Source organism: uncultured Treponema sp. (assembly GCF_946187725.1).
Taxonomy (GTDB): Bacteria; Spirochaetota; Spirochaetia; order Treponematales; family Treponemataceae; genus Treponema_D.
In genome coordinates, this window is record NZ_CAMHSK010000041.1 from 1 (window position 1) to 25,624 (window position 25,624).

Annotated in this window: 19 protein-coding genes and 1 pseudogene; 11 read left to right on the forward strand and 9 right to left on the reverse strand. The window is 42.1% G+C overall.

Annotated features, from left to right (window positions below; all coding sequences use genetic code 11):
- Positions 1-1,406 (forward strand): aspartate--tRNA ligase (gene aspS / locus Q0Q74_RS11965; protein WP_294431149.1); only part of this gene is annotated, 1,406 nt, incomplete at its 5' end.
- 47 nt (positions 1,407-1,453) lie between these two features.
- Here the strand turns inward: aspS and Q0Q74_RS11970 are convergent.
- On the reverse strand, positions 1,454-2,953 hold the full coding sequence (locus tag Q0Q74_RS11970) for a phosphomannomutase/phosphoglucomutase (RefSeq protein ID WP_294431152.1): 1,500 nt from the start codon (positions 2,951-2,953) through the stop codon (positions 1,454-1,456).
- Positions 2,954-3,060: 107 nt separating this feature from the next.
- On the opposite strand from Q0Q74_RS11970, the gene Q0Q74_RS11975 reads away from it, so the two are divergent.
- Positions 3,061-4,386, forward strand: coding sequence for a hemolysin family protein (locus Q0Q74_RS11975; protein ID WP_294431155.1), 1,326 nt, complete (start codon positions 3,061-3,063; stop codon positions 4,384-4,386).
- A complete protein-coding gene (locus Q0Q74_RS11980; protein ID WP_294431156.1) occupies positions 4,383-5,696 on the forward strand; it encodes a hemolysin family protein in 1,314 nt (437 codons plus the stop codon). Before Q0Q74_RS11975 ends, Q0Q74_RS11980 begins: the two co-directional genes overlap by 4 nt.
- 4 nt (positions 5,697-5,700) lie before the next feature.
- Here the strand turns inward: Q0Q74_RS11980 and Q0Q74_RS11985 are convergent, their stop codons facing one another.
- Together Q0Q74_RS11985 and Q0Q74_RS11990 are read right to left on the reverse strand one after the other, a co-directional pair.
- The gene (locus tag Q0Q74_RS11985) at positions 5,701-6,663 is read right to left on the reverse strand and encodes an alpha/beta hydrolase (protein ID WP_294431157.1); all 963 of its coding nucleotides are present in this window, start codon (positions 6,661-6,663) and stop codon (positions 5,701-5,703) included.
- 71 nt (positions 6,664-6,734) lie between these two features.
- Complete coding sequence (locus tag Q0Q74_RS11990; protein ID WP_294431158.1) at positions 6,735-8,330, reverse strand: MBL fold metallo-hydrolase RNA specificity domain-containing protein; 1,596 nt, start codon at positions 8,328-8,330, stop codon at positions 6,735-6,737.
- 441 nt (positions 8,331-8,771) lie between these two features.
- Here Q0Q74_RS11990 and gltB point away from each other — a divergent pair, with 441 nt between their 5' ends.
- Together gltB and Q0Q74_RS12000 are read left to right on the forward strand one after the other, a co-directional pair.
- Positions 8,772-13,268 carry a glutamate synthase large subunit gene (gltB, locus tag Q0Q74_RS11995; RefSeq protein WP_294431160.1) on the forward strand — a complete coding sequence of 1,499 codons (4,497 nt, stop codon included), beginning with the start codon at positions 8,772-8,774 and terminating at the stop codon, positions 13,266-13,268.
- A gap of 33 nt (positions 13,269-13,301) precedes the next feature.
- A complete protein-coding gene (locus Q0Q74_RS12000; RefSeq protein ID WP_294431162.1) occupies positions 13,302-14,855 on the forward strand; it encodes a glutamate synthase subunit beta in 1,554 nt (517 codons plus the stop codon).
- Here the strand turns inward: Q0Q74_RS12000 and Q0Q74_RS12005 are convergent.
- Complete coding sequence (locus Q0Q74_RS12005; RefSeq protein WP_294431165.1) at positions 14,852-15,559, reverse strand: 5'-methylthioadenosine/adenosylhomocysteine nucleosidase; 708 nt, start codon at positions 15,557-15,559, stop codon at positions 14,852-14,854. The genes Q0Q74_RS12000 and Q0Q74_RS12005 overlap by 4 nt on opposite strands.
- Before the next feature lie 384 nt (positions 15,560-15,943).
- On the opposite strand from Q0Q74_RS12005, the gene Q0Q74_RS12010 reads away from it, so the two are divergent.
- Positions 15,944-16,450 carry an O-acetyl-ADP-ribose deacetylase gene (locus Q0Q74_RS12010; RefSeq protein ID WP_294431166.1) on the forward strand — a complete coding sequence of 169 codons (507 nt, stop codon included), beginning with the start codon at positions 15,944-15,946 and terminating at the stop codon, positions 16,448-16,450.
- 727 nt (positions 16,451-17,177) lie between these two features.
- On the opposite strand, the gene Q0Q74_RS12015 is transcribed toward Q0Q74_RS12010, so the two are convergent.
- The gene (locus Q0Q74_RS12015; RefSeq protein ID WP_294431170.1) at positions 17,178-18,644 is read right to left on the reverse strand and encodes an ATP-binding protein; all 1,467 of its coding nucleotides are present in this window, start codon (positions 18,642-18,644) and stop codon (positions 17,178-17,180) included.
- Between the two features lie 530 nt (positions 18,645-19,174).
- On the opposite strand from Q0Q74_RS12015, the gene Q0Q74_RS12020 reads away from it, so the two are divergent.
- The 3 genes from Q0Q74_RS12020 (at position 19,175) to arfB (ending at position 20,686) form a co-directional block, all read left to right on the forward strand.
- Positions 19,175-19,348, forward strand: coding sequence for a hypothetical protein (locus Q0Q74_RS12020; protein ID WP_294431173.1), 174 nt, complete (start codon positions 19,175-19,177; stop codon positions 19,346-19,348).
- 81 nt (positions 19,349-19,429) lie between these two features.
- Positions 19,430-20,260, forward strand: coding sequence for a metallophosphoesterase (locus Q0Q74_RS12025; RefSeq protein ID WP_294431176.1), 831 nt, complete (start codon positions 19,430-19,432; stop codon positions 20,258-20,260).
- Positions 20,261-20,263: 3 nt separating this feature from the next.
- Positions 20,264-20,686 carry an alternative ribosome rescue aminoacyl-tRNA hydrolase ArfB gene (gene arfB / locus Q0Q74_RS12030; RefSeq protein ID WP_294431178.1) on the forward strand — a complete coding sequence of 141 codons (423 nt, stop codon included), beginning with the start codon at positions 20,264-20,266 and terminating at the stop codon, positions 20,684-20,686.
- 1 nt (position 20,687) lies between these two features.
- Here arfB and Q0Q74_RS12035 read toward each other — a convergent pair.
- Positions 20,688-21,824 (reverse strand): annotated as a pseudogene (locus tag Q0Q74_RS12035) (DUF3387 domain-containing protein); the annotation flags it as partial.
- Positions 21,825-21,828: 4 nt separating this feature from the next.
- The gene (locus tag Q0Q74_RS12040; protein ID WP_294431182.1) at positions 21,829-22,173 is read right to left on the reverse strand and encodes a helix-turn-helix transcriptional regulator; all 345 of its coding nucleotides are present in this window, start codon (positions 22,171-22,173) and stop codon (positions 21,829-21,831) included.
- A 134-nt stretch (positions 22,174-22,307) separates the two neighbouring features.
- On the opposite strand from Q0Q74_RS12040, the gene Q0Q74_RS12045 reads away from it, so the two are divergent.
- Together Q0Q74_RS12045 and Q0Q74_RS12050 are read left to right on the forward strand one after the other, a co-directional pair.
- Complete coding sequence (locus tag Q0Q74_RS12045; RefSeq protein WP_294431184.1) at positions 22,308-23,558, forward strand: DNA cytosine methyltransferase; 1,251 nt, start codon at positions 22,308-22,310, stop codon at positions 23,556-23,558.
- Positions 23,555-24,661, forward strand: a complete 1,107-nt coding sequence (locus Q0Q74_RS12050) for a hypothetical protein (RefSeq protein ID WP_294431186.1) — start codon at positions 23,555-23,557, stop codon at positions 24,659-24,661. The genes Q0Q74_RS12045 and Q0Q74_RS12050 overlap by 4 nt, the downstream gene beginning before the upstream one ends.
- Here the strand turns inward: Q0Q74_RS12050 and Q0Q74_RS12055 are convergent.
- Together Q0Q74_RS12055 and Q0Q74_RS12060 are read right to left on the reverse strand one after the other, a co-directional pair.
- On the reverse strand, positions 24,643-24,789 hold the full coding sequence (locus Q0Q74_RS12055) for a hypothetical protein (protein ID WP_294431191.1): 147 nt from the start codon (positions 24,787-24,789) through the stop codon (positions 24,643-24,645). The two genes, Q0Q74_RS12050 and Q0Q74_RS12055, sit on opposite strands and share 19 nt — an antisense overlap.
- Positions 24,762-25,406 carry a type I restriction endonuclease gene (locus Q0Q74_RS12060; protein WP_294431188.1) on the reverse strand — a complete coding sequence of 215 codons (645 nt, stop codon included), beginning with the start codon at positions 25,404-25,406 and terminating at the stop codon, positions 24,762-24,764. Before Q0Q74_RS12060 ends, Q0Q74_RS12055 begins: the two co-directional genes overlap by 28 nt.
- Positions 25,407-25,624: the final 218 nt, after the last annotated feature.

The window sequence follows — 25,624 nt, forward strand, 5'->3', positions numbered from 1 at the left end:
GCCGTGAGCCGATGCAGAAAAACATCATTCTCCGCTCACAGGTCACTTTTGCAACACGAGAATATCTCACAAGCAAAGGTTTCCTTGAAATCGAAACTCCGACTTTCATCAAATCAACTCCAGAGGGCGCACGAGACTATCTCGTTCCTTCACGCGTTCACCCTGGAAAATTCTACTCACTTCCGCAGTCACCGCAGCTTTACAAGCAGCTTTTAATGGTTTCTGGATTCGACAAATATTTCCAGATTGCACGCTGCTACCGTGATGAAGATGCTCGTGGTGACCGTCAGCCAGAATTCACACAGATTGATATGGAGCTTTCTTTCACAAACCGTGAGGAAGTTCTTGAAACAACAGAAGGCTTGATGCAGTACATCTTCAAAAAGACGATGAATTACGACTTGCCTGCAAGATTTGACCGAATCGCATGGGAAGACGCATTTGATCTTTACGGAAGCGACAAGCCGGATTTGCGTTTTGACCTCAAAATGCAGGACGCAGCTTTCATGGCAGATTTGAGCGACTTCAATGCATTCAAAGCCGGTGCCGCTAATGCAAGCAAAGACATCGAGCGACACAAGCGAAGCGGTCTCAAAGCTCTTGTTGTAAAGAATGTTGCTGACAAATACAGCCGAAAGATGATTGAAGCTTTGGAATCAGTTGCAAAAATCAACCACGCAAAAGGCCTTGCCTGGATGAAGGTTGATGCAGAAGGCAAATTCGAAGGCGGAATCTCAAAATTCTTCGCTGGAAAAGAATCTGAAATCTGCTCTAAGCTTGGTGCTGAAAAGAACGATTTGCTTTTGTTCGTAAGTGATGAACAATGGCAGGTTGCATGTGTTGCTTTGGGTGCAGTCCGAAAGCAGCTCGGAAAAGACTTGAACCTCTATAACCCGGCCGATGAATTCCACTTCGCATGGATTATCGACTTCCCGTATTTTGCATGGAATGAAGAAGAAAATCACTGGGAGACTGAGCACCATATGTTCACTCTTCCGCAGAAAAAATACTGGGATACACTTGAAAGCGACCCAGGAGCTGTCAAAGGCGACCTCTACGACCTCGTTTTGAACGGTTATGAGCTTGCTTCTGGTTCTATGCGTATTAACGACCCGGCATTGCAGGAGCGCATTTTTGAAATCGTTGGATACAGCCGTGAGCGTGCAGAAAAGGCATTTGGCTTCCTTGTTCAGGCATTCAAATTCGGTGCTCCTCCGCACGGTGGTATCGCTCCAGGACTTGACCGCCTCGTAATGCTCATGCGCCACGAGGAATCAATCCACGAAGTAATCGCATTCCCGAAGAACAATCTTGCTGCATCTCCTATGGATGAATGTCCGTCTCCGGTAGACGAGCAGCAGCTTAAAGATTTGCACATCGTCTGTACAGAGATTGAAAAAGATTAAAAAAAATTGCCACACAGCAAATCACCGTGTGGCAATCAAAAACTTATCTATTTTGACAGTTTATCGAATCCTGCGAGAAGCTCTTCTGCAACTTGCAGGATTTTTTTTGCGTCGCCGGCCCGTTCGCCTTCAATGTTGAGAGGCATTACTGGGTCGTGCAGGGATTTTCGGAGCAAAAGCCAGCCTTTTTTATCTTCATCCTGGAAGCTGATTCTTACGCCTTCGTAAGACTTCGGTAAAATCATGTTTGCAGCTTCGGCACGCTTTTTGAATTCTGCAAGAACACTGTCGCCATATGCAGAGAAATCTTCGCAGTTGATTTTGTAGCGAAGTTCCTTTGCTTCAACGAGAGGTTCGAGCTTTTCAATCAGGCTTGCAAGCTCTTTACCCTGAGATTTTGCGTTTGCCAGTGCGATTGTGATTTTGACTGCGAGGAAAGCTCCGTCATCAAGATAGAAATTGTCTTTCAGTGCACCGTGGCCGCTTGTTTCCATTGCGAGTGGTGAAACGATTCCTTCTGCATTGAGGCGTTTGCACTCATTGATGACATTTTTGTATCCTCGTTTGAAACAGTGATGCTTGAGACCAAGCTCTTTTTCGAGGAAGCGCGTGAGACGGTCAGAAGTTACGGAATCAGTAATGATAGTGCTTCCTGGATACTGAGGTGCCAGAATGGCCGCACTCAATGCGATGATTGCGTCACGGTTGACTTCTGTTCCGTCCGGGAAAACTGCACTCATTCGGTCAACATCGGTGTCGAAAATCAAGCCCAAATCAGCCTTGTTTTTGAGGACGGCATTCTGAATTGCTTCCATTGCCTTTGCATTTTCTGGATTTGGGATATGATTCGGAAACATTCCGTCAGGTTCAAGGAACTGACTTCCTTTAGTGTCTGCGCCAAGCACATCGAGAATCTTTGAAACGAAGAATCCGCCTGCACCGTTTCCTGCATCAACGACAATTTTAAGTCCAGAAAGCGGCTTTTCTGGATTCTTTGCGCCTTTGATTTCAGATTTGATTGTTTTAACAAGATGATTTGCGTAAAGCGAGATGAGGTCAAATTTCTTAAATTCTGTGCTGCCTGATTTTTCAGAAAGGCCTGCCGCACCTTCAAGAATCGCCGTAATGTCTTCGTGTTCCAGACCGCCGTCTTTATCGAAGAATTTGAGACCATTGCGGTTGAACGGAAGGTGACTTGCTGTAATCATGATTGAGCCGTCAAATTTTGTTTCGTCAAAAACAATGCTCATGAACATTGCAGGAGTGGTTGCCATACCGCAGTCAACAACGCTTACTCCGCATGCAGAAAGTCCTGCTGAGACCGCATTTGCTAGGGCTTCACCCGTGATGCGCGAATCTCGGCCAACACCTACGCGAAGGTCAGCAACTGCTTTGCCTGTTTTTTTGGCAAGCCATGAAGCAAAACTCTGGGCGATTACATTGCTGGCTTCTGGCGTGAGGTTTACATTTTCGCCTTCAATGCCTTCACATGCGATTCCACGGACATCGCTTCCGTTCTGCAATTTTAATAGTGTTTTTGTTTCCATAAAAATCTCTTCCATTATTGGGTTGATTTTTTATTCTTGCGGAATTTTTGGTGCATGTCAACATTTCCGCATTTGCCCTTTTCCCCCATATATAGTACACTGTCTCAATGGACTACCCTTCCGGTAAGCTGATTCTTCTTTTTATTCTCGCAGCTCTTTGTATTACGCTTTCTTCGCTTTTTTCTGCGAGCGAAAGTGCTTTTTTGGGATTGAACAAGCTGCGTGTGCATTTTCTGCGTGAAAAAGGTCACAAACAGGCAACGCGTGCGGGTAAACTTCTTGAAAAAAAAGAAGAATTGCTCAATATGCTTCTTGTTGGAAACGAAATCGTAAATGTCGCGCTTTCTGTAATCCTTACTTCGATTTTTTTAAGGCTGTTTGGCGCGGCCGGTCTCCCGATTGCGACTTTTATTGCCACCGTCTTGCTTTTGATTTTCGGTGAAATTACACCCAAGAGCGTTACGACTACTCAACCTGAAGTCTGTGCCTTTGCTCTCAGCGGATTTGTTAAGCTGTTTTTCTATATATTAAGACCTTTCGTTATTTTTTTTACTTTTATTTCCCGTGGGATTTTAAGGATTTTTGGAATCAACACAAGAAAAAAGGCGGTTTCTTTTACGGAAGATGAAATCAAAACTCTGATTGATGTTGGCGGTGAAGAAGGTGTTCTGGAAGCTGGCGAAAAGAACATGATGAGCAGGGTCTTTAAGTTCACCGATTTGAACGCAACCGACATCATGATTCCGCGACTCAAAGTAATCTGTATCGACCCATCAATGTCTTATCGCGATGTGGTTCAGCTTTCGGAGCGTACCCGTATTTCAAAATTCCCGGTCTATGAAAATGATGACATCGACAACATAATTGGCGTGCTTTATGTAAAGGATATGCTCTTTTTTACTGAAGTTCGTGATGAATTTTCGGTACGAAAGGTTATGAGGCCACCGCTTTTTATTCCAGGAACTACAAAAATGTCTTCGATTCAGGAACTTTTGCACGAAAATCACCAGAGCTTTGCGATTGTTATTGACGAATATTCCGGCACGGACGGAATTCTTACAATCGAAGATATAGAACAGGAAATTTTCGGAGCAGTAGCGGATGATATTTATCATGATGAAGAGCCTCCTGAACAAAAGGAAGAGAGTGAGTTTGAGCAATTCATTTCCTTTTCTCTTGACGGTTCAACCCGCCTGATTGATTTAGAAGATATGCTCAGAATCAAACTTGAATCCAAAGTGAATGAAACGATTGCGGGCTACATCTGTGAAAAACTCGGACGGATTCCGATGGTCGGAGAAAGTATCGAAGAATCGAATTTCGTGTTTACTGTCGAAAAATTGGAAGGTCATCGAATTGCAAAGGTTCACTGTGAGCAGTTGATTGAAAGTGACAAAGATGGCGTTGACGAGCAACAGGGAGATGATGAATGAATCTTCTGTCTTCAATAATTCTTCCAGTTCTGGCGATTTTGATTCTTGTGCTTGTGGTTGCTTTCTTTGCGGGCAGCGAAACGGCTTTTCTTTCAATTACGCGTCTTATGCTTCGGCATCTTCAGAAAAAGGATGTCTCTGGAAAAAAGAATTCGCCTGCAAAAAAGATTACTTTCCTCAAAAAAGATACAAACAGGCTTCTTTCGCTGATTTTGATTGGAATCAACTTTGTAACATCACTTGTCTCTGGTTTGGCGGCAACTTTTGCAATCAGCCTTTTTGGTGATAAAGGTGCATCAATCGCAACTTTTGCAATGGCCTTTATACTGATAATTTTTGGCGAAATCGTTCCTAAGACGCTGGCGGCAGTTTACCCGGTCAAATTTGCTTCATTTGCGGCCGGTACGCTGATTTTTCTTCAGAAGTTTTTCTTTCCGCTTGTGTGGTTTTTCTCAAAAATTACGGACGGAATTACTTCATTTTTGCAGATTTTCTTTAAGAATTCCAAAGAACTGATTACTGAAGACGAATTGAAGTCGCTGATTGAAATTGGCGCAAAAGAGGGCACTCTTGAATCCAGTGAAAAGAAAATGCTTTACAAGATTTTTGATTTTACGGATTTGCACATCAAGGACATAATGAGGCACCGGAGTCTTGTTCAGTTTATTCCGATTGATGCAGAATATGAAGAAATCGTCAAAATCTTCGCGCTTTCAGGATATTCCCGTCTGCCGGTTTGTGACGGTGATTTTTCGAAAGTTGAAGGCATGTTGTTTTATAAGACAGTTCTGTTGAATACTCCGCGAAAATCAGATAAATCAAAAAAATCATTTGCACGACGGCATAAAAGGCCAACCCTGTTTGTACCAGAAACGCTTTATGCCACGGAACTTTTGCAGAAATTCAAAGCAGAAAAACAGAATTTTGCGGTCGCTGTTGATGAAAACGGCTCAAATTCCGGCATTGTCACTATGGATGATATTTTGCGTGCTGTGTTCGGTCGGAGCATCAATTCGATTCATAATGAAATTCCGCCCGAAAAACGAATTCATCCGGTTTCCGTCACTGAATATCTTGTGCCTGGTGATATTAAGATTGATGATGCCAACGAGCTTTTGGATTTGGACATGGAAAGCGATGATTTCACAACGGTAAACGGCTGGCTTTTGGAGCAGTTTGGTGAGCTTCCTGAAATCGGCTCGATTTTTAAGAAAGACGGCGTGATTTATAAAATAGAAGAACAGTCCGAACGGCGGATTAGGAGCGTCAGAATTACGCTGCCGAGACCGCCGGTGCTCAATCGAACTTAGAGTATTATTTCAGCTTGCAGAAATCGCGAATCTGGTTTCTATATTCTTCTTCTTCAATCAGATAGGAAATTGCGTGAGGGGCGTTTTCGACCAGATAGAGTGATTTTTCGCTCGTGCAGTATTCGAAATTTGCGATGGTCATTTCGATTGGAACGAATGCATCGTTTGTGCCGTGGATGAAGAGAACCGGGAGTTCATTGTAACGAAGACCTTTGAAAGTGTCGTATTCGGTAAAGTCAAAATCAGCCAGCAGGTGAGCCATGATGTTACCGATTCCGAGAACGAGGCGTGGAAGCGGAACATTTTTGTCTTTTTTGGCAACTTTCCAGATTATGTCGTAGGGAGATGTATATCCGCAGTCAGCGACGACAGCTTTTACATTTGAAGGCAGGGCGAAACTCAGTGACATTAGAACCGTAGCGCAACCCATTGAAATTCCTTCCATATAGAGTGGCAGTTCGTTTCCGTAGATTTCGTTGATTTTTAGAATCCAGTCACGCACATCATATCGTTCTTTTATACCGAAAGTGATGTAAGTTCCTTCGCTTTTTCCATGAGAACGCTGATATGGAAGAACGACATTGTAACCTGAATCGTGGAAAAATCGTACAAGACCGGCAAATTCGCGGAGAGGGCCAGACTGATGGCCGTGAAGAAGAAACCATGTGCCTTTTGCATTTTCGGCAGGAAGATTGTATGCCACAAGTTTGAGGGAATCGAACGACTCTATCGTTATTTCTTCATAATTCTGTTCATAGAACCATTTTGTGTCAGCGATGTTCTTTTCTTCGTTTTCTTTGGTCAAAAAGTGCTTTGTACCGATTATGACTTGTTTTTTATCGTTGCGCATGAAATTTGGCTTGAAAAGAGCAAAATAAACTGCGGCGACCATTATGATGATAAGAGTAAATAGGATTCCGAATGGAATGGCAATCTGTTTAATAAGAGATTTTGTTGTTGATTTCATAGTTTCTTCCATGTATTAATTTCGGAAATCAGAAGCAAATTTTTTACTCCTGATTCCGAAATTCGGCCTGTTTACTCAATTTCGTATGTTTCACCGTATTTTACAATCTGCACATTCGGGAAGCCTTTTTCTTCGAGATGCTTTTTGAAGAAATCCTGTGCTTCGTGCTCACCGTGAACCATAAAAATCTTTTTGAGGCGGCTGGTGTCGATTGATTTGAGCCATTTCGTCATTTCTTCATAGTCGGCGTGAGCTGAGAATGCGTTGATCTGTTCGACTTTTGCATTTACATCGTATTCATCGCCCATGATTTTTACGACTTTTGCACCGTCACGGATTCGGCGGCCAAGAGTGTTTTCGGCCATGTAACCTACGATGAGGATTGTGTTGCGCGGGTCGGAAATGTTGTTCGCGATGTGGTGAACGATTCGGCCGCTTTCACACATACCGTCGGCAGAAATGATAATCATCGGGCCTTCTTTTTTGTTGAGAGATTTTGACTCTTCAAGGCTATTGACGAAAGAAAGGTTCCCGAAACCGAACGGATTTTTGTGATGCTGAAGGAAAGCTTCGTGAACTTCGTCTGAGTAACATTCCTGATGAACCTGGAAGATTGATGTGGCATTTACGGCCATCGGTGAATCGACATAAATCGGTATGTTCGGAATCTTTTTTTTGTCAACGAGAAGATGCAGATAGTAGACGATTTCCTGAGTGCGTTCGATTGCAAATGAAGGGATGATGATTTTGCCCTTTTTTTCAACTGCACGGTGAACGATTTTGCGAAGTTCATCCATTGCGATTGCCGTGTCTTCATGCTTGCGGTTGCCGTAAGTGCTTTCGATGAAGATATAATCTGGCGGCGGAACATTGATTGACGGATCGCGGATGATTGGCTTTTGCTTGCGGCCTAAATCGCCCGTGTAGAGAATTCGGATTTCATCTTTGCCTTCGCGCCTGTCATGACCGCTCCGGCGTTCTTCGCCAGTGTATGCGGCCTGTTCTTCTGGAGTGGCTTTTCTGCGATCGGAAGTGGAGCGTTTGTCGTCCTTTTTCCATCCGAAAAGCTTATTCCAGATTCTCAAGGCATTGCTTTCGTTTTCTCTGATTGGATTGCCGTTTTCGTCGCGCTGCCCCTTGATTGTGATGTAAGCGAATGCCGAGCCAAGAATGTGCCCCGCGTCAAAGTATTCAAGCTGGACTTCTGGTGAAATGTACATTTTGCGGTTGTACGACAGCGTGATGATTTGATTTGCCGCTTTGAGACAGTCCTTTTCGGTGAACATCGGAGACCAGTTGAAGTTCTCGCCCTTTTTTTGTGCCTGCTTACGAAGATATTCCGCGTCTCGTGCCTGAATTCGGGCACTGTCCATCATGATGAGGTCGGTCAAGTCGCGGGTTGCAGGTGTTGCATAAATGTTGCCGTTGTAGCCTTTTTTGACGAGCAGAGGCAATAATCCTACATGGTCATAATGGGCATGGGTTAGAATCACGGACTCGATTTTGTCGACCGCAATTTCAAAATTCCTGTTTTTTTCGTCAGATTCAGCTCGTTTACCTTGAAAAGCACCGCAGTCAATCATATATGAGCGTCCGTTGATTTCAAAAATGTGCTTTGAGCCGGTGACTTCCTGCGCCGCTCCAAGCGAATAAACTGTTACAGCCATATTTGAACCCTCCTTAAAACCATCGTAATGGTTATATTGCAAAAAAAGCCCCTGAGGGCCATTTCCTATATTTTCCTCTATAAATTCGAAATTCACAAGAAAAATTTAAAAACTGTGCGGAATTTTTAATTCTAAATTCATCTGTTTATATTGACACTTTCGGCATAATTTTCATAAAATAGCCTTGTTATCGGCAAAGAAGTCGTAGATGAATCCTTTTGAACAAGAGGGCTTGTCTACGACTTTTTTATTGCGGCAATGAGGCCGTAGATGCAGTTTTTTCTGTGTCTACGGCCTTTTTTTGTCGCTGAATAGGGGACATGATAACAATTACATCCATGTAATTGTTATCACGGCCAAGTTTTTGCCAAGGCCAAAACTTGCGTATTCGTTGCATCCATGCAACGCCGCTAACGCGGAGTTTTTATAGGAGAATAAAAAGTGAAGACATTGTACGAACCATCATTTGAGCATGACAATTGTGGAATTGGTGCTGTGGTGAGCATTGACGGAATAAAGAGCCACGGCGTAGTTGAGAATGCCCTTTCCATAGTGGAAAAACTGGAGCACAGGGCCGGAAAAGACGCTTCCGGAGAGACTGGTGACGGCGTTGGAATTTTGGTACAGATAAGCCACAATTTTTTTAAGAAAGCCGCCTCTGATTTAATTAAAAATCTTGATGAACGCGAATATGGAATCGGACAGTTTTTCTTCCCTGGAGAAAAAGACGCATGTGAAAGCGAAAAATCACGATTCGAGGCAGTTTGTAAGGCTCAGAACCTTAAATTCCTGGGCTGGCGAAAAGTGCCTGTGAACGCAGATGTTCTTGGCAAAAAGGCCAGGGAGTGCATGCCTGAAATCTGGCAGGGATTTATTGAAAAGCCCGCTGACTGTGAAAAAGGCCTAGAATTCGACAAAATTTTATATAAAGCACGCCTTGCATTTGAAAAGGGAAAAAGCGGCACATCAACTTACATTTGTTCTTTTTCGAGCCGTACAATCGTTTACAAGGGCATGTTCCTTGTTCATGAGTTGCGTACTTTCTACGATGATTTGCAGTCAGCTGAATACGAGTCTTCGCTTGGAATCGTTCACTCACGCTTTTCTACGAATACGAATCCGAGCTGGCAGCGCGCACATCCGAACCGATTTATCGCGCATAACGGCGAAATCAACACAATCCGCGGAAATGTTGACCGCATGATTGCACGAAACGGCGAAGTTGACACGACAGGCTCTGATTCTGCAATGCTCGACAACACGCTTGAATACTTTGTCATGAACGGCCTTCCTTTGCCGCTTGCCGTAATGGTTTGTATTCCTGAACCGTGGAAGCATGATGACTCACTTTCAAGCGAAAAACGCGATTTCTATCATTATTGGGCAACAATGATGGAACCGTGGGATGGACCTGCCGCAATTCTTTATTCAGACGGTGATGTTCTTGGTGCGACTCTCGACCGAAATGGTCTGCGTCCAAGCCGATATTACATTACAAAAGACAATATGCTGATTCTTTCAAGTGAAGTCGGTGTCCTTGAGATTCCTGAGAGTCAGATTGTTAAAAAGAGCCGCCTCATGCCTGGCCGTATGCTTCTTGTTGATACGCGAGAAAAACGCCTGATTTCCGATGAAGAGCTCAAAAATAAATTCGCGACAGAACATCCTTACGGTGAGTGGATTTGCCAGAATATCGTGCCGCTTTCATCGCTTACAATTCCGAATAAAAAGATTCCTGTTTCGACCCAGGATGAGCGAAATCTTCTTTACCGTGCATTTGGCTGGAATTACGAAGATGTTAACGAGATGATTCTGCCGATGGCACGCACTGGTGTTGAGCCGATTGGTTCAATGGGCGTTGACACTCCGCTTGCTGCAATGAGCGACAAGCATCCGAGTCTTTTTGAATATTTCAAACAGCTCTTTGCTCAGGTCACGAATCCGCCGATTGATAGTCTGCGCGAAAAGATTGTCACTGACACGACGGTTTATGTTGGAACTGACGGCGATATCCTTCACACAAAGGGCAAAAACTGCCATGTCCTTGAAATCAATAACCCGATTCTTACCGGCGTTGATATGATTAAAATCAAGGCGCTCGACCGCCCCGGATTGCGCACAAAGACTCTTTCGCTTTTGATGACTATGAAGGATTTGGAGGGGGAAGTCTCCCCCTGCGCGCCCACTTCGTTGGTCGCTACCCCTTCTGCGGGGACACCCCGCAACGCCCCGACAGGAAAAGTCCTTGAGGCAGCGCTGGATTCTCTTTTTGAACAAATCGATGCGGCTTATGCTGAAGGTTACAATATCATCGTTCTTTCTGACCGTGGCGTTGATGAAACACATGCGGCAATTCCTTCTTTGCTTGCGGTTTCTGCGGTCGAGCAATATCTTATCAGGACAAAAAAGCGCACTAAGGTTTCGATGATTCTTGAGACGGCGGAAGTCCGAAATGTTCATCAGGCGGCAATGTGTCTTGGATACGGTGCACGGGCAGTAAATCCTTATCTTGCGCATGAAGCAATCGCCGAGCTGATTGACCAGAAACTTTTGGACAAGGATTATCACACTGCAATTGACGACTTCAACAAGGGCGTAATTAACGGAATCGTTAAAATCGGTGCGAAAATGGGAATCAGTGCCGTTCAGTCTTATCAGTCGGCACAGATTTTTGAGGCAGTCGGAATCGCACAGAGCGTAATCGACAAGTATTTCACGAACACAGTGAGCCGCGTTGGTGGAATCGGATTAAAAGAAATCGAAGAGGATATAATCTATCATCACAATAAGGCATGGAATCTTAACGGTCTTACAGTGAATACTCATCTTGATTCAGTTGGTTATCACAAATTAAGGCGTGGTCCTGATGCAGAAGATCATCTGTATAATCCAGAGGTTATTGTTGCCTTGCAGGAAGCCACTCATTCAGGTGATTATAAGCGGTTTAAGGAATATACGGCGCTTGTTGATTCAAACGAGCACCCGCACGCACTCCGCGCCATGCTTGACTTCAACTTTGACGAAAAAGGCGGAATTCCGATTGACGAGGTTGAAAGTGCACAGTCTATCGTTCAGCGATTTAAGACAGGTGCAATGAGCTACGGTTCAATTTCTGAGGAAGCACATAAGTGTATGGCCGAAGCAATGAATCATCTGCACGGAAAATCAAATTCCGGCGAGGGTGGAGAAGACCCTGAGCGTCTTGGAACAAAATTCAATTCTGCAATCAAGCAGGTTGCTTCTGGTCGTTTTGGCGTTACCGAAGAATATCTTCTTTCTGCCGCGGAGATTCAGATTAAAATGGCGCAGGGAGCAAAGCCTGGTGAAGGCGGCCATCTTCCTGGCAAAAAAGTGTATCCGTGGATTGCGAGAACACGATATGCGACTCCGGGCGTAAGTTTGATTTCGCCGCCACCGCATCACGATATCTATTCTATAGAAGATTTGGCACAGCTTATCTATGATTTGAAGAATGCGAACCGCGCTGCAAGAATCAGCGTTAAGCTCGTAAGTGAAGCCGGGGTTGGAACGATTGCGGCTGGTGTTGCAAAGGCCGGCGCACAGGTCATTTTGATTAGTGGTCACGATGGTGGAACTGGTGCCGCACCAATCTCTTCTATTCATAATGCCGGACTTCCATGGGAACTTGGTTTGGCAGAAGCACATCAGACTTTGATTCAGAACGATTTGCGTAACCGCGTTGTGATTGAAACTGACGGAAAGCTTATGAGCGGCCGTGATGTTGCAATTGCATGTCTTTTGGGCGCAGAGGAATTCGGTTTTGCAACTGCTCCTCTCGTAACGATGGGCTGCCGCATGATGCGCGTGTGCCAGAGCGATACATGTCCGTTCGGAATTGCGACACAGAACGAAAAACTCAGGGCAAGATTTGCCGGAAAACCTGAATATGTTGAGAATTTCATGCTCTTTATCGCAGAGGAACTTCGTGAATACATGGCCAAACTAGGCATTCGTACTGTCGATGAAATGTGCGGTCGCGTGGACTTGCTCAAAGTCAAGGAAAAGCAGGGATTTAAGCGGGCAGCATTGCTTGATTTGTCTCGCGTGCTTGCAAACAGTGAAACGGAAAACGGAAAGTGGAAAGCTGAACGAAGTCTGTTTGATTTCAAATTGGAAGAAACGCTTGATGTTAGTAGGTTGCTTGCTGACAATGAACTTTCTGCTTCTAAGTCGTCAAATTCCACTATATCGATTCATTCAACGAACAGGACGGTCGGAACGATTCTTGGAAGCGAAATTCAGAAAAAGTACGGCTCATCTCTCGAAGAGGACAGTTACAGAATTCACTTTGCCGGTGGTGCGGGTCAGAGCTTTGGAGCATTCATTCCAAAAGGACTTACGCTTGACTTGACCGGAGATGCAAATGATTATCTTGGAAAGGGCTTGAGCGGCGGTAAAATCGTCATTAAAAAGCCGGAAGGATTTGAAGGAAAGGCTGATGAAAACATTATCGTTGGTAATGTCGTGTTGTTCGGTGCAACTTCAGGTTCAGCGTTCATAAACGGCGTTGCAGGTGAACGATTCTGCGTACGAAATTCCGGGGCTACGGCTGTGGTAGAAGGCTGTGGTGATCATGGTCTTGAATACATGACTGGCGGTGTTGCAGTGATTCTTGGCCGCACAGGACGGAATGTTGCTGCCGGTATGAGCGGTGGATTTGCGTATATCCTCGATGAAAATCATGACCTTTATAAGCGGCTTAACCGTGAGCTTGTCACAATGTATGATTTGGATGATGAAGTGACGGTTTTGAAAGACAAGACCGATGTTGAAAATCTTCGCTCTTTAATCGAAAAGCATGTTGCTGAAACCGGCTCTGAAAAGGGAAAGGCAATTTTGGCGGATTTTGAAAATTATATCGGTAAATTTAAGAAGATTATCCCGAACGATTATCTTAGGGTAATGAGCGGAAAGTAAGGCTTGTTGACGCTGTGTTTTAAGGAGAAAAAAATGGGAAAGACGACTGGATTTTTGGAATTTAAGCGGGTTGATAACGGAAATTTTCCGCCACTGGAAAGAATCACTAACTTCAAGGAATTCCATCCTAAGCTTGATGAGAATGCCCGAAGAGAACAGGCTGCCCGATGTATGAATTGCGGTGTTCCGATGTGTCAGAGTGCGATTAAACTCGCAGGAATGGTCACGGGCTGTCCGTTGCATAATTTTATTCCTGAATGGAACGATGCCTTGTATAACGGGCAGTTTGACATGGCTGCATGGAGACTTCTGAAGACTTCGAGTTTCCCGGAATTTACGGGGCGCGTCTGTCCGGCATTGTGCGAAAAAGCCTGCAATATGAGCTGCCCGACAACGGGTGATGAGAGCGTTACGATTCATGACAATGAGCTTTTCATAATTGAACATGCCTTTGCGACAGGTTACATGAAGCCGACTCCACCGAAAAAGCGTTCTGGTAAACGGGTTGCCGTAATTGGTTCAGGACCGGCCGGTCTTGCCGTTGCAGACTGGCTGAATCGTCGAGGTCACAATGTAACCGTTTACGAGCGGGAAGACAGTGCGGGTGGACTTTTGATGTACGGAATCCCGAACATGAAGCTCGACAAGAAAATCATTGAAAGACGAATCAATTTCATGAAGGAAGAAGGAGTTGATTTTATCTTCAATGCTGATGTTGGAAAAACCTTCTCTGCGGAAGATATTCTTGAAAATTTTGATGCCGTTGCCCTTTGCTGTGGTGCAAAAAAAGCAAGGCCTCTTTCAGCAACCGGCGTTGAAAAACTTTTACCTGGAGAAAAGGGCGGATTGATGTTTGCCGTCGATTTCCTCACAAAAGTCACAAAATCTGTCGTTGCACTGAACAAGGCTCAGGAAAAAATCGGTGAAGACCTTGTGATTACGAACAAGAACATTCATCTTTCTCTCGAAAAGAAAGGAATTTCTGTTGAAGGAAAGGATGTGATTGTTCTTGGCGGTGGCGACACTGGAAACGATTGTACTGGAACCTGTATCCGTCTTGGTTGCAAATCAGTGACTCAGCTTGAAATGATGCCTTGTCCGCCAGTTGAAAGGGCAGCCGATAATCCATGGCCGCAGTGGCCGAAAACCCTCAAGACTGATTATGGTGCAGAAGAGGCAATCGCAAAATTCGGTCATGACCCGCGAGTTTATAAGACTACGATTAAAGAAGTTTATTCAAAAGACGGAAAAGTTTGTGGAATTAAGACAGTACAAGTTGAATTCAGGAATGTTGACGGAGTTCGAAAACTTGTTGAAATAGAGGGAAGTGAAAAAGAACTGCCTGCCGATTTGATTTTGATAGCGGCAGGATTTTTGGGTGCAGAAGAATACACCGCGCTTTCTTTTGGCACAGAACTTTCACCACGAAATACTGTCGCTACGGAATGTGCTGAAAGCTACCAGACTGCGAATAAAAAAATATTCACAGCTGGAGATATGCACCGTGGACAGTCGCTTGTAGTGTGGGCGATTCATGAAGGCCGTGAGTGTGCAAAAGCAATTGACGGCTATCTTGAAGGCTGTTAAATCAGCTCAATCATTTTTTCGACCACGCGGGCACTCATTTCTGCGGCGACTGGCTCGTTAAAATCGTATCCGTTGCTGCTCAAATCATCAGCCATATCGCTCATGCAGCGCAGGATGACAAAAGGTATTTTGTTCAGATAGCAGGCATGGGCGATAGCGGCTCCTTCCATTTCGACACAGGCAGGTGCAAATTCATTTGCAATGCGGGATTTTACAGATTTTTCACTGATGAACTGATCTCCTGTCGCAATCCTTCCTTCAATCATTTTGTGTGATTTTGAAAAATCTGAAGATTCAAAGGCCTTTATTGCCGATTCAATCAATTTTTTGTCAGCTTCAAAAGAAAATACGCTCATCTGCGGAATTTGACCAGCTTTGTATCCGAAGCCAGTTGCGTCCATATCATGATAAACAGCGTCTGTTGAAACAACGAAATCCATAACACCAAGACCGTGAGCCATAGCACCGGCGATACCAGTGTTGATTATGTGAGTGCATTCAAATTGAAGTGCAAGTCTCTGTGCACAAAGAGCGGCATTTACCTTACCGACCCCAGAGCGAACCAAAACGACATCGGTACCGTGAAGATTTCCTTCCTCAAAAACGATTCCGCCAGCTTCAGTCTTTTTGATTTCATTACCCATTAGATTGCGAAGAAAGTTCACTTCTACTTCCATAGCACCGATAATTCCAATTTTTTTCATTTTATGTCACTCCTTGTAAAGAATTGCATAGTTTTCTAGTATTTTCGTAAAAAACCGCAAAATTTTCAATAATTTTCATCAAAAAGTATTGCATAAACTCCGTAAAAAGTCTAATATACTTTCAGCAGCAAGAAACAAGCAACCTTTTAAGCAAGTTGCATTAGACACTTCCGTTGGAAGTTAGTCACCAAAACCCCCGCATTTCTCCTCCTTTAAGCGGGGGTTTTCTTTTTTTTAAAATCCCTTCAATTCATGCTCGTTTTGTCATTTGAAGCACCTTTGTAATTTTAACAGACTTTTCTGCTTTTTTAAAATATTCTCAATTCAGAATTGTGGTATAATAAAATCATCGGGGAATTAGCAAATCTGACAAGGCGGTGCATTATGGGAAAAATCAGAATTATCAAAGGTGACATAACAAAATTGAGCTGCGATGCAATCGTAAATGCTGCCAATTCTTCGCTTCTTGGGGGCGGCGGTGTTGACGGCGCAATTCACTATGCAGCAGGCCCGGAACTCCTTGCCGAATGTCGCACTCTTCACGGCTGCCGAACAGGCGAAGCAAAAATCACAAAAGGCTATAATCTTCCTTCCCGATTCGTGATTCATACCGTTGGTCCAATTTATTACGAACATACTCCCGCCGAGGCCGAGTCACTTTTGACTTCCTGCTACGAAAATTCGCTGAATCTTGCGAAAGAGAAGGGACTTGCGACAATCGCGTTCCCGTTGATTTCTGCCGGTGTTTACGGATATCCCCAGCGAGAGGCGATAAAAGTCGCAATTGAGACAATGAAATTGCACAAGTGCGATTTTGATGAGATTACGCTGGTGCTGTTTGGAGAGCGGGAATTCGGGTACGCGGGGGAGATGTATCCAGAATACTTTTAAGGATTAGAAAATAGAAAACACTGGTCTGCCAACGATTCTGTTACACAATCGCACTTTAAATCCCCTGATATATTGCCTGAGGATATTCAAAACCGAACAAGGATTGTAAATCTTTTACCTTTAGGCTTTTACTTTTTATGAGGGATTTTATTCGTTCACCAGTTGCTTCCATTCCGTTGATTGTTTCGACTCGGGAATGTTGCCCTTCAAGGATGTCTTCGCCTGCGCAGAACTGTTCAAACTGATAGTCTTTGCATAAAGAGTTGACCCGGTTGAGGCGGCAAAAGCGGTCGTTGCTTACGAGAAAAGCGGGGATTACCTCTATTCTTTCAAAGCAGCTAGAAATTTTTGGCTATGCAGTCTCTCTTACTACTGGCGTTGTTGAGGAAATCGTGTTCAGAAACATGCCCATCGCAAATTTTATTCTACATCGATTTTCTGTCGTGGTAATTAAAGTTGTGCTTTAAATGCCCTGATAAAACTTATTCTATAATTGTAGACGCAAATGAAGGGGGTTTTTTCTTCAATCCAAATGAAGTCGCAGTTATTGAACCGCCAATCAATCAAATGAAATCTGATGAATAATCGCCTTAAAAACAAAAAATCCACTCGCTTGGAGTGGATTAAATATAGCTGGGGTAGGACTCGCCCTAACGGGCCGGCTTTGCCATGTTCGTACGCCAGCTACGAACATGCCTGCGGCTCCTGGTAAAGTGTCCGGAGATGGTTATACGGGGAAGACTTTTTCCCGATTTGATAAAAATGCAGAACTTGCGCCTTCCTTACTTTCAATTATAAATCCATTTTTTACCAGAACATCAAGAACTTCCTTTCTAAAATATGTAGAGGCATTTATTCCAAGATATTCAGCAATTTCTTTGGCTGTATGAGCCTTTGTAAAACAGAAAGATAAAATTGCTTTATCATTTTTACCTGTAACAATTCCATCCACATTTATTTCCGGAATTGAATTCTCATCAATAACGCCGTTAGGATATGTAAGGTTTGGTAATGTTAATGTAAAAGAATTCCCGTTTGAAGAAATAAACGGCTTGAAGGCTTCACCTTTTCCTGCATAATCCTGCTCAATTTTATCAAAGCCAGAACCTTTTGATTCCATGTATCTGAGGTATTCCAGAATATTACAGATTACTTCATTTCTGCGGCGAGGAATAATTGATGAAATATTTTTCTCTTTATGCAGGGCAACGACACCTAGTAAGGCTCCTGGGGAAGTGATTTCAAGCCTGTCTTTGAACATATTGATTTCAATCTGGCTTCCCTGAATGAAGTAATTTCTGTGTGCAACAGCATTAACAATGCCTTCTGTAATCGAACGGGCTGGATATGAATAATAATCAATTCGTCCGTCAGCAACTTTTTTGAATCCATTCGCTGAATGGTTTTGAATGAATTTCGTTGCAAAGTTGATTGAATCCACAAGATTTCCATCAAATTCTTCGGAAGCCAATACTATAGAACTTCCTTTTGTGATTTCAGGCCACACTGTACACACAATCTTCGTTCTTTCATTTTTGTAATTATCAGAAAAAAGCTGAGCTCCCTTTGAAAGTTTTCTATCTGAATTGATAAAGCCTGCGGAAATCAACGCTTTCTCGGTGAGTTCAGAATTTGTGCGCTCTTTGTATAAGTCAAAAATCTGTTTGAAATTGTTTTTATCAAAAACATCTTCTGTAAATGGCTGATCAAAAGGATTGTTGTCACTTAAAAGAATTAATTCCCTAATCTGTTCAGGACTTGCCAGAATTGTGCATCCATAAATTCTGATATAAATTCCAAGAAGATTTTCCTCATGCAATGTGACAGGAAGAATTGTATTTTTATTCACAATAACCTTGATGATGTATCTGGTTTGTTTTTCTTCGTCCTTAATTGGAATTGTGTCTATTTTATATGAAATTGATGGTTCGATGCGCTGTCTAATCTGACGGTTTATCATCAAAATGATTTTATCAGCTGTGTCGTGGTCTAAAGAGATAATTTTATGAGTATTGTTATCGACTCCGATATACAAAGTGCCACCAAAAGTATTTGCGAAAGCGGCGATAGTCTTTAGCCAGCCAATTTCTTTTGCTTTTCCAGAGTCTTCGGATTTTCCTTCTTCAATAATTCTTTTAAACTCATTCTGTGTATCTTCGATATTTATTCCAGGAATTAATTCTTCTATCTGCATAATTACCTCTTACTGTTACTTTACAACAAATGAAGTATTTAGTGAAGTAGAGTGTAGTAAAACTACACTCTATTTTCACTGTGTTTTTTAATTCTGATGAAGTAAGTTTTTAAACTAACAGTTTACTGTTTCTTGCACATAGTATCAGTAAAAAGTATCAGCTTTATAAGGAATAATTGTTTCGGTTTGCTCGTAAATCAGTTCGTCGATTATTCCAAAATCGTAGATAGCATTTTCTATACAAAATTGATAAATGGTATCTATTGGATTTCAGAAAAGCCGTTGCTCCAGATTAAATGCATAAGCCGTTCCTGAAAAGTTTCTTTGATGTGATGATTAGAATAGATCAGAAGATTCAACTCTAGTGGTCGCTTTGAAGGGGACATTTTTTAAATTATAAGTTTAATGACAAAAGTTATTGTTCCAAATATAGTTTTTGTAAGTCATATATAAAAACGGAGAATTTAGAATGAACTACAAAAGATATCTATTCGACTTCATGTAGATAACTAATCTGCATGGAGGATAAAATGAGTAGAAGTTACAAAAAGCACACGGGTGGTTCTTACGATTTTGTTGATATGATTGTTTCAAAGAATCTGCCGAAAAGACAGTTTCGGACTTGTGAAGAGTTAGTTGTATGGTTTAAAGAAAATCAGAAATGGCTTATTAAAGTCTGGAAGAAATTGAATTATGGGAAATGATCATAAGTGATTATTTTGTGGTGGGGTGTTTTTCGAAATCTTCACCACTAATTGAAGCTTCAAAACTTTGGAGAAATAAAAATGACAATCTACATGACAAGCGACCTGCACGTTGACCATTACATTAATCATCGTGTAAGTCTCGAAAATTACATAAACAATGCCCTCAAACCTGCAGATGTTCTTTGCGTTGCCGGAGATACCTGTGATGATCCAAATTTATTCGTGGATTTTTACAAGGCGGTTTCTTCCCGCTACAAAAAGGTTTTTGTAGTTTTCGGAAATCATGATTTGACAGTGCATAATGAATCATATTTCAGAAATAATCCGTTTACAGAAACTCAGCCAAAACTTGACTTCTTGAAGGCGGAAGTTTCAAAACTTGGAAATGTTTCTATCCTTGATGGAACAGTCGAAGAGTTTGAAGGTGTAAAGTTTGGCGGGACAATGGCGTTTAATGACTGGACTTGGGCTTATAAAGTTGAGCCTGAGCCAGAAGGAAATATGGCAAAATTTCTCTGCTACTGGAAGCGCTGGTTCGATTACCGTCATTGGGAATATATGAATAACATCCACAAGGATATTCTTGCTTCCCAAATGAAAAAACTTGATTATGTGGTTTCTCAAAAGCCGGACATCATAATGACTCACTATATTCCGCTCTTTTTTGGAGTAGAAAAAATCTATGAGCATGATCCGTATACAACTTTCTTCTATTATAATGGGCAGAAATATCTGGAGCAGCTGAAAGATCAAAGTATCTGGCTTGCCGGACACACTCATTCAGTTCGTGTAAAAGATTTAGTCCAGGGCGATGGAAGAACAATTCATCTGAAACTGAATCCCGTCGGCTATCCTGATGAAGACACAGGAAATGCAGAAAGAATGGATGAGTTTATGATTAAGAGGTAAAATATGGATGACAAAATGAACCGAGCAAAATTTCACGAATCCATAATCAATAATTCTCAATTTACCTTTGCCCGCAGCGGTGATAACGGCGGCCAGAATGTAAATAAGGTGAATACCAAAGTGCATCTGGTTATTCCAGTTACTACTCTCGGCGGACTTACTGATGCGGAAGTCGTTCGACTTCGTTCAAAACTGGCAGGCATTATAAATAAGGAAGATTGTCTTTTTCTTGATGTGGATGATGAGCGTTATCAGGAACGCAATCGTGAAATTGCCATTGCTCGACTTGAAGCGCGGATTCTCCAAGCTTTGCTAATTCCCAAAAAGCGAATAAAAACAAAGCCTACTCGCGCCAGCAAGGAACGAAAATTGAAGTTGAAGAAAATCAGGAGTGAGATAAAGAGGAATAGGGGAAAGATTATATAATTTATTCTCCATATTCCGGAGTCTTTTCTGCAACTTTTAGAAGACCATAATTGTCTGGTATTGCAAACTGAACGGTTTTATCAGCTTTGCCGAAGCGGTCATCGAATTGATTTCCATCATAATCAGCAACATTATCGGTCCATAGCTCGCACTGGCTGATTACAGTTTTGAGTGCGTATTCCTGACCTTCTGGCGGATATTTGTATTTTTTCAAAAGTCGCTTTACGAGTATTCGCATCTTGGCTCTTGCTGATTCTTTCTTCTGCCAGTCGATGGTTTTATTTTTACGGAGTGTTTCTGTGAGTTCCTTTGTAAGGGCTACAAGCTCGTCGTTGGAATAGAAATCTTTTACAGCTTCCGGTTTTGTGAGCGCATCGTAAAATGCAAGTTTTTCATCGGTGAGACCAAGAAGATTTCCTTCTTCTGTGGCGTGCATCATTTCCTTTGCAAGCTTCAAGAGTTCCTGAATTACTTCTTCGTTTGTAAGCATTCCGTTCAGGTAACGGTTCAAAGTCTGCTGAATGAGAGTGCTGAAGGCTTCTGACTTTACAAGGTTAGTTCGTTTATAAACTCTTACCTGTTCATCAATCAACTTCTTGAGCATTTCTACTGCGAAGTTCTTTTCTTTCATCTTTGAAATATTTTCGAAGAAGGTCGGATCAAAGAGGTTTACTTTTTCGCCAATGTCAGAGAAAAGATTTATAACGCCATCTGATTTATCTGACTGTTTAAGAAGTTCGTTTATGCGGTCGTTGATTTCTTTGAGGGAGAATTTCTTGCCAGATGGGTTATACAAAATGCGCATTACAAGGACGCGAACAGATTCAAAGAAAGCTGCTTCAAGGCGCATGTGTTCCTTTACCATAGATGAACAAAGGGAAAGTGCCTGTTTGAGCATTAAGGCTTCTTTTATAAATGCCTGTTTCTGTTCTTCCTTATCTGGAGCAACAATAAAGTTTACTGCCCCGCTGATTGTCATACCGCGCTGCAGGTCTGAGCCTTCGTAGAATGGAGTGTAATCATAACCAAAGAAAAGGTTTCGGCAGATTTCGAGTTTTTCCTGGAACTTAGGGAAGGCGCGTTTTGCGACATCCATCTCACCGTAGTTCTTGCGGTCGCGTACGGTGTAATCACTCATTTGATTACTTTCCTAATTCCCCACATTCCTCGACAATCCGCATGACACTTCTCTGCTTCGGATTCGGAAGTTTCTCTAAAGTGTCTATTACCGTATGATATTTCTGGTACAAATATACACTCTTTCCTATATTGGCATTATTAGTCAGGCTGTCTTTTCCTGTCACCAAATATTCTACAGTTACACCAAGCCTCTCTGCAATTTTTACCGCAGTTTCGGCAGATGGAATATTATTATTTTTTATGCCTTTCGTGATATTTGAAGCATCAAAGCCTGCATCCGCCGCAAGTGTTTTCTTGTTGATGTCGTTTCTCTCCAATAAATCATTTACTCGTTCCCAAAAGTTCATACATCAATAATCAAGGATAAATCCAATTTTTACGCTGTTTCTTGGAATATTCCCGATAATAGAATATAGATATATTGGAAATATCCAAGGCTACTCTAATATTCTATGGACATTTCCTGTTTTTAGAGGTTTTTATGTCCACAAAACACAATTTGCTTTCTCTTTTTTCAGGCTGTGGCGGTATGGATTTGGGATTTACAGGTTCTTTTATCTGCAATAGTAAAAGCATAAATGAAAAACTGCATCCCGACTGGATTTTGGAAAATTTGGATGGAAAAGCACTTTTAGCTCCAACCTGTTTTGAAACTGTCTTTGCTAATGACATTCGCCCTGATGCAAAAGCGGCGTGGGTTTCTTATTTTTCACATCATTATGAAAATGCTAATGAACGCTATCACCTTGAAAGCATTGTTGATTTGGTAAAGCAGGTTAAAAAAGGTCAGTTTTCTTTTCCCGAAAATATCGACATTGTAACAGGCGGCTTTCCATGTCAGGATTTTTCTGTTGCAGGAAAACGTCTTGGATTTAATTCTCAGAAAAGCCACTTAGGAACTGCACTTGCGACAGACGAGCCTTCGATTGAAAGTCGCGGACAACTGTATATTTGGATGCGTGATGTAATAACCTTGACGAAACCAAAAATTTTCATTGCGGAAAATGTAAAAGGGCTTACAAATCTTGCAGATGCAAAGGCTGTCATCGAGCATGATTTTTCTACGGCTGGGAACGGTGGCTATATCGTGGTAAAAGCGAGTGTCTTGAATTCGGCAAATTACGGAGTTCCACAAAATCGTGAGCGTGTTTTGTTTTTTGGATACAAAAAAAGTGCTTTGAAAAAAGAAGCATTGGAAGCTTTGAGTCAAGATGTTATTTCTGATAAATACAATCCATATCCTTTGCAGACTCATTCAAAATCAGATTCTGATTTACTGCCTCTTGTAACTTCTTTCGATGTTCTGTCAGATTTGCCAGAGCCTGAAAATTCCTCCGATTTATCCCAACAGAAATATTCAAAAGCAAAATATATGGGCACTCATTGTCAGGGGCAAACGGAAATAAAACTAAATGATGTTGCTCCGACAATCAGAAGCGAACATCACGGAAATATCGAATACCGAAGGCTGAGCAAAGAACATGGTGGAAATCACACGAAAGAACTAAAGGAAGGGTTACAGGAACGAAGGCTTACGGTTCGGGAATGTGCAAGAATCCAAACTTTCCCCGATGATTATCAGTTCATTCTGCCAAGGACTTCTGAAAATGTTTCTGTATCTTCAAGCGATGCCTATAAAATCATTGGAAATGCCGTGCCGTGTCTGCTTGCATATAATGTTGCAAAAAATATCGAAGGTAAGTGGCATTTGTATTTTGGAGAGGACAAATGATTGTTTCGGAAAACAATGAGCCTGAACTTATCACTTTTCAAAACTTGATGAAGAAAACTGACAAATATTTGAATGCAGAAGCAAAAGGGCATGAAGATTACTTTGCAAAGAGGACGGCACAACTTCTAGAGGAAGATGTTTTTTCTGCACTGAAAGACTGTGCAAAAGGAACGGATTTTGAAAGCACTATTCAACTTGTTTCTGGCGCACAGTTTCCAGATATTAGAATCAGCGACTTTTACGGTGTGGAAGTAAAGAGCACGATAAAAAATCACTGGACTTCTACAGGTTCAAGCATTCTTGAATCAACGCGGGATATGAACATCAAGCGTATTTTCATGACTTTTGGAAAGCTGGGAAAGCCTGTAGAATTTCGCTCACGCCCGTATGAAGAATGTCTGTCTGACATTGCCGTTACGCATTACCCACGTTATCGGATTGACATGGAACTTAAAAAAGGCGAAACGATTTTTGACAAAATAGGCATGAGTTATGATGAACTCCGCAACCTTGAAAATCCTGTTGAACCTGTTTCAAAATATTATAAGTCAAAATTAAAACCAGGCGAGCGTTTGTGGTGGGCAACGGATTCTATTGAAGAAAGTACAGCTCCAACGGTAAGATTATTTTCAACGCTCGACATCGAAGAGAAAGAAAGGATCAGGGTCTTACTTTATGCCATGTTTCCTGAAATTTTAGGTAACAGTTCCGATAAATACAATAATTCTTCACTTTTTATGCTTACCAGATATGGAATCATAAATCCATCATTCCGTGATATGTTTTCTGCAGGGGGAAAAGTTGATTTGCCTTTAAGAACAGGTCTGCTTGTTAAGATGCCAGCAGCTTTTGGACGCATCCAAAAATACAAGGATTTGATACAAGAAACTTTGGCAGAAACTCCAATTCAAACGCTTTCTGAAAACTGGGGCGTACTTGTTGATGAAAGAAATCGAATCGGGCAGTGGTGCGATTTATGTGCTGCTCAGTATGCCACAACGAAAGATAGTTTAGGATATGCTGTTGCACTGGAAGTACTTGAAAATATATTCTCAATCTATGAGAAAAATGAACATGTAGAACTTTATGTGGCAGAGCCGTAGGCTGCGTTAGGGATTGTAGCACCTTTAGTCCCGAACAAAGTGAGGGATGAGCCGAACAGGCGAAGTGCGAAAAGCCCGACCGCATAGGTGGCTTTGCCATCTATGCGGGAACGCCCATATTTTTCCATTCTATAAAACGGTCTTCACCACTTGTGATGGTTCCCGCCTTACTTGTAAGCTGGTCGCTCATTACACAGATACAGTTGTAAATGAACATGGAAGGAATTTCTTGCATATAATTGCGAATCTGAGTATAAGCCTCACTTGCGTCAGTTTGTTCGCGGCTTGGAGATTTCAATTCAAAAAGACAGATTGAAAGTCCGTTTAAGAAAAGAAGAATATCCGGGCGCTTGTTTGAGTTTTCAATAAATGTCCACTGATTTGCAACGATAAAAGAATTGTTTGAAGGATTATTAAAATCAGCAATGTAGATGATATCAGATTTAGTTTCGCCATTTTGATGATAGCTTACTTCAATACCATTCTGCAGGTATTCCATAAAAATGGCATTTTTCTTTTTTAGTTCAGCATTTTCAAAGTGTCGGAGTTTGAGGAGCGCCTCGTCAATTGCAGCAGGCGCAGCCTTTGGATTAAGACGCCGGATAGAATCTTCAAGTACAGCGTCATAAAGCGGAGTATGCCAGTCGCGATCAATGTCCGGGCCATATACATGCTCCCATCCCATATTCTGAAACAGTTCAATCAGAGCATTTTCATAGGCTTCTTCGTTGTAATCGGCGGACATATAATCAAAACTCCTTATTCTTCAATTATAAAATTATACTACAAAATACAGAAAATACCATCCTAACCTAGCACAAACAAGACGTGCGGTCATTACGCAAGACTTCTTTTTAGTGTTGACAATTCAAAACAAACCGATATATTATATATTACGTATAAGGTAATACATGGAAGTAAAGTTTATAAATGAAGAATTAAAACTTTTATACCAGACAAGTT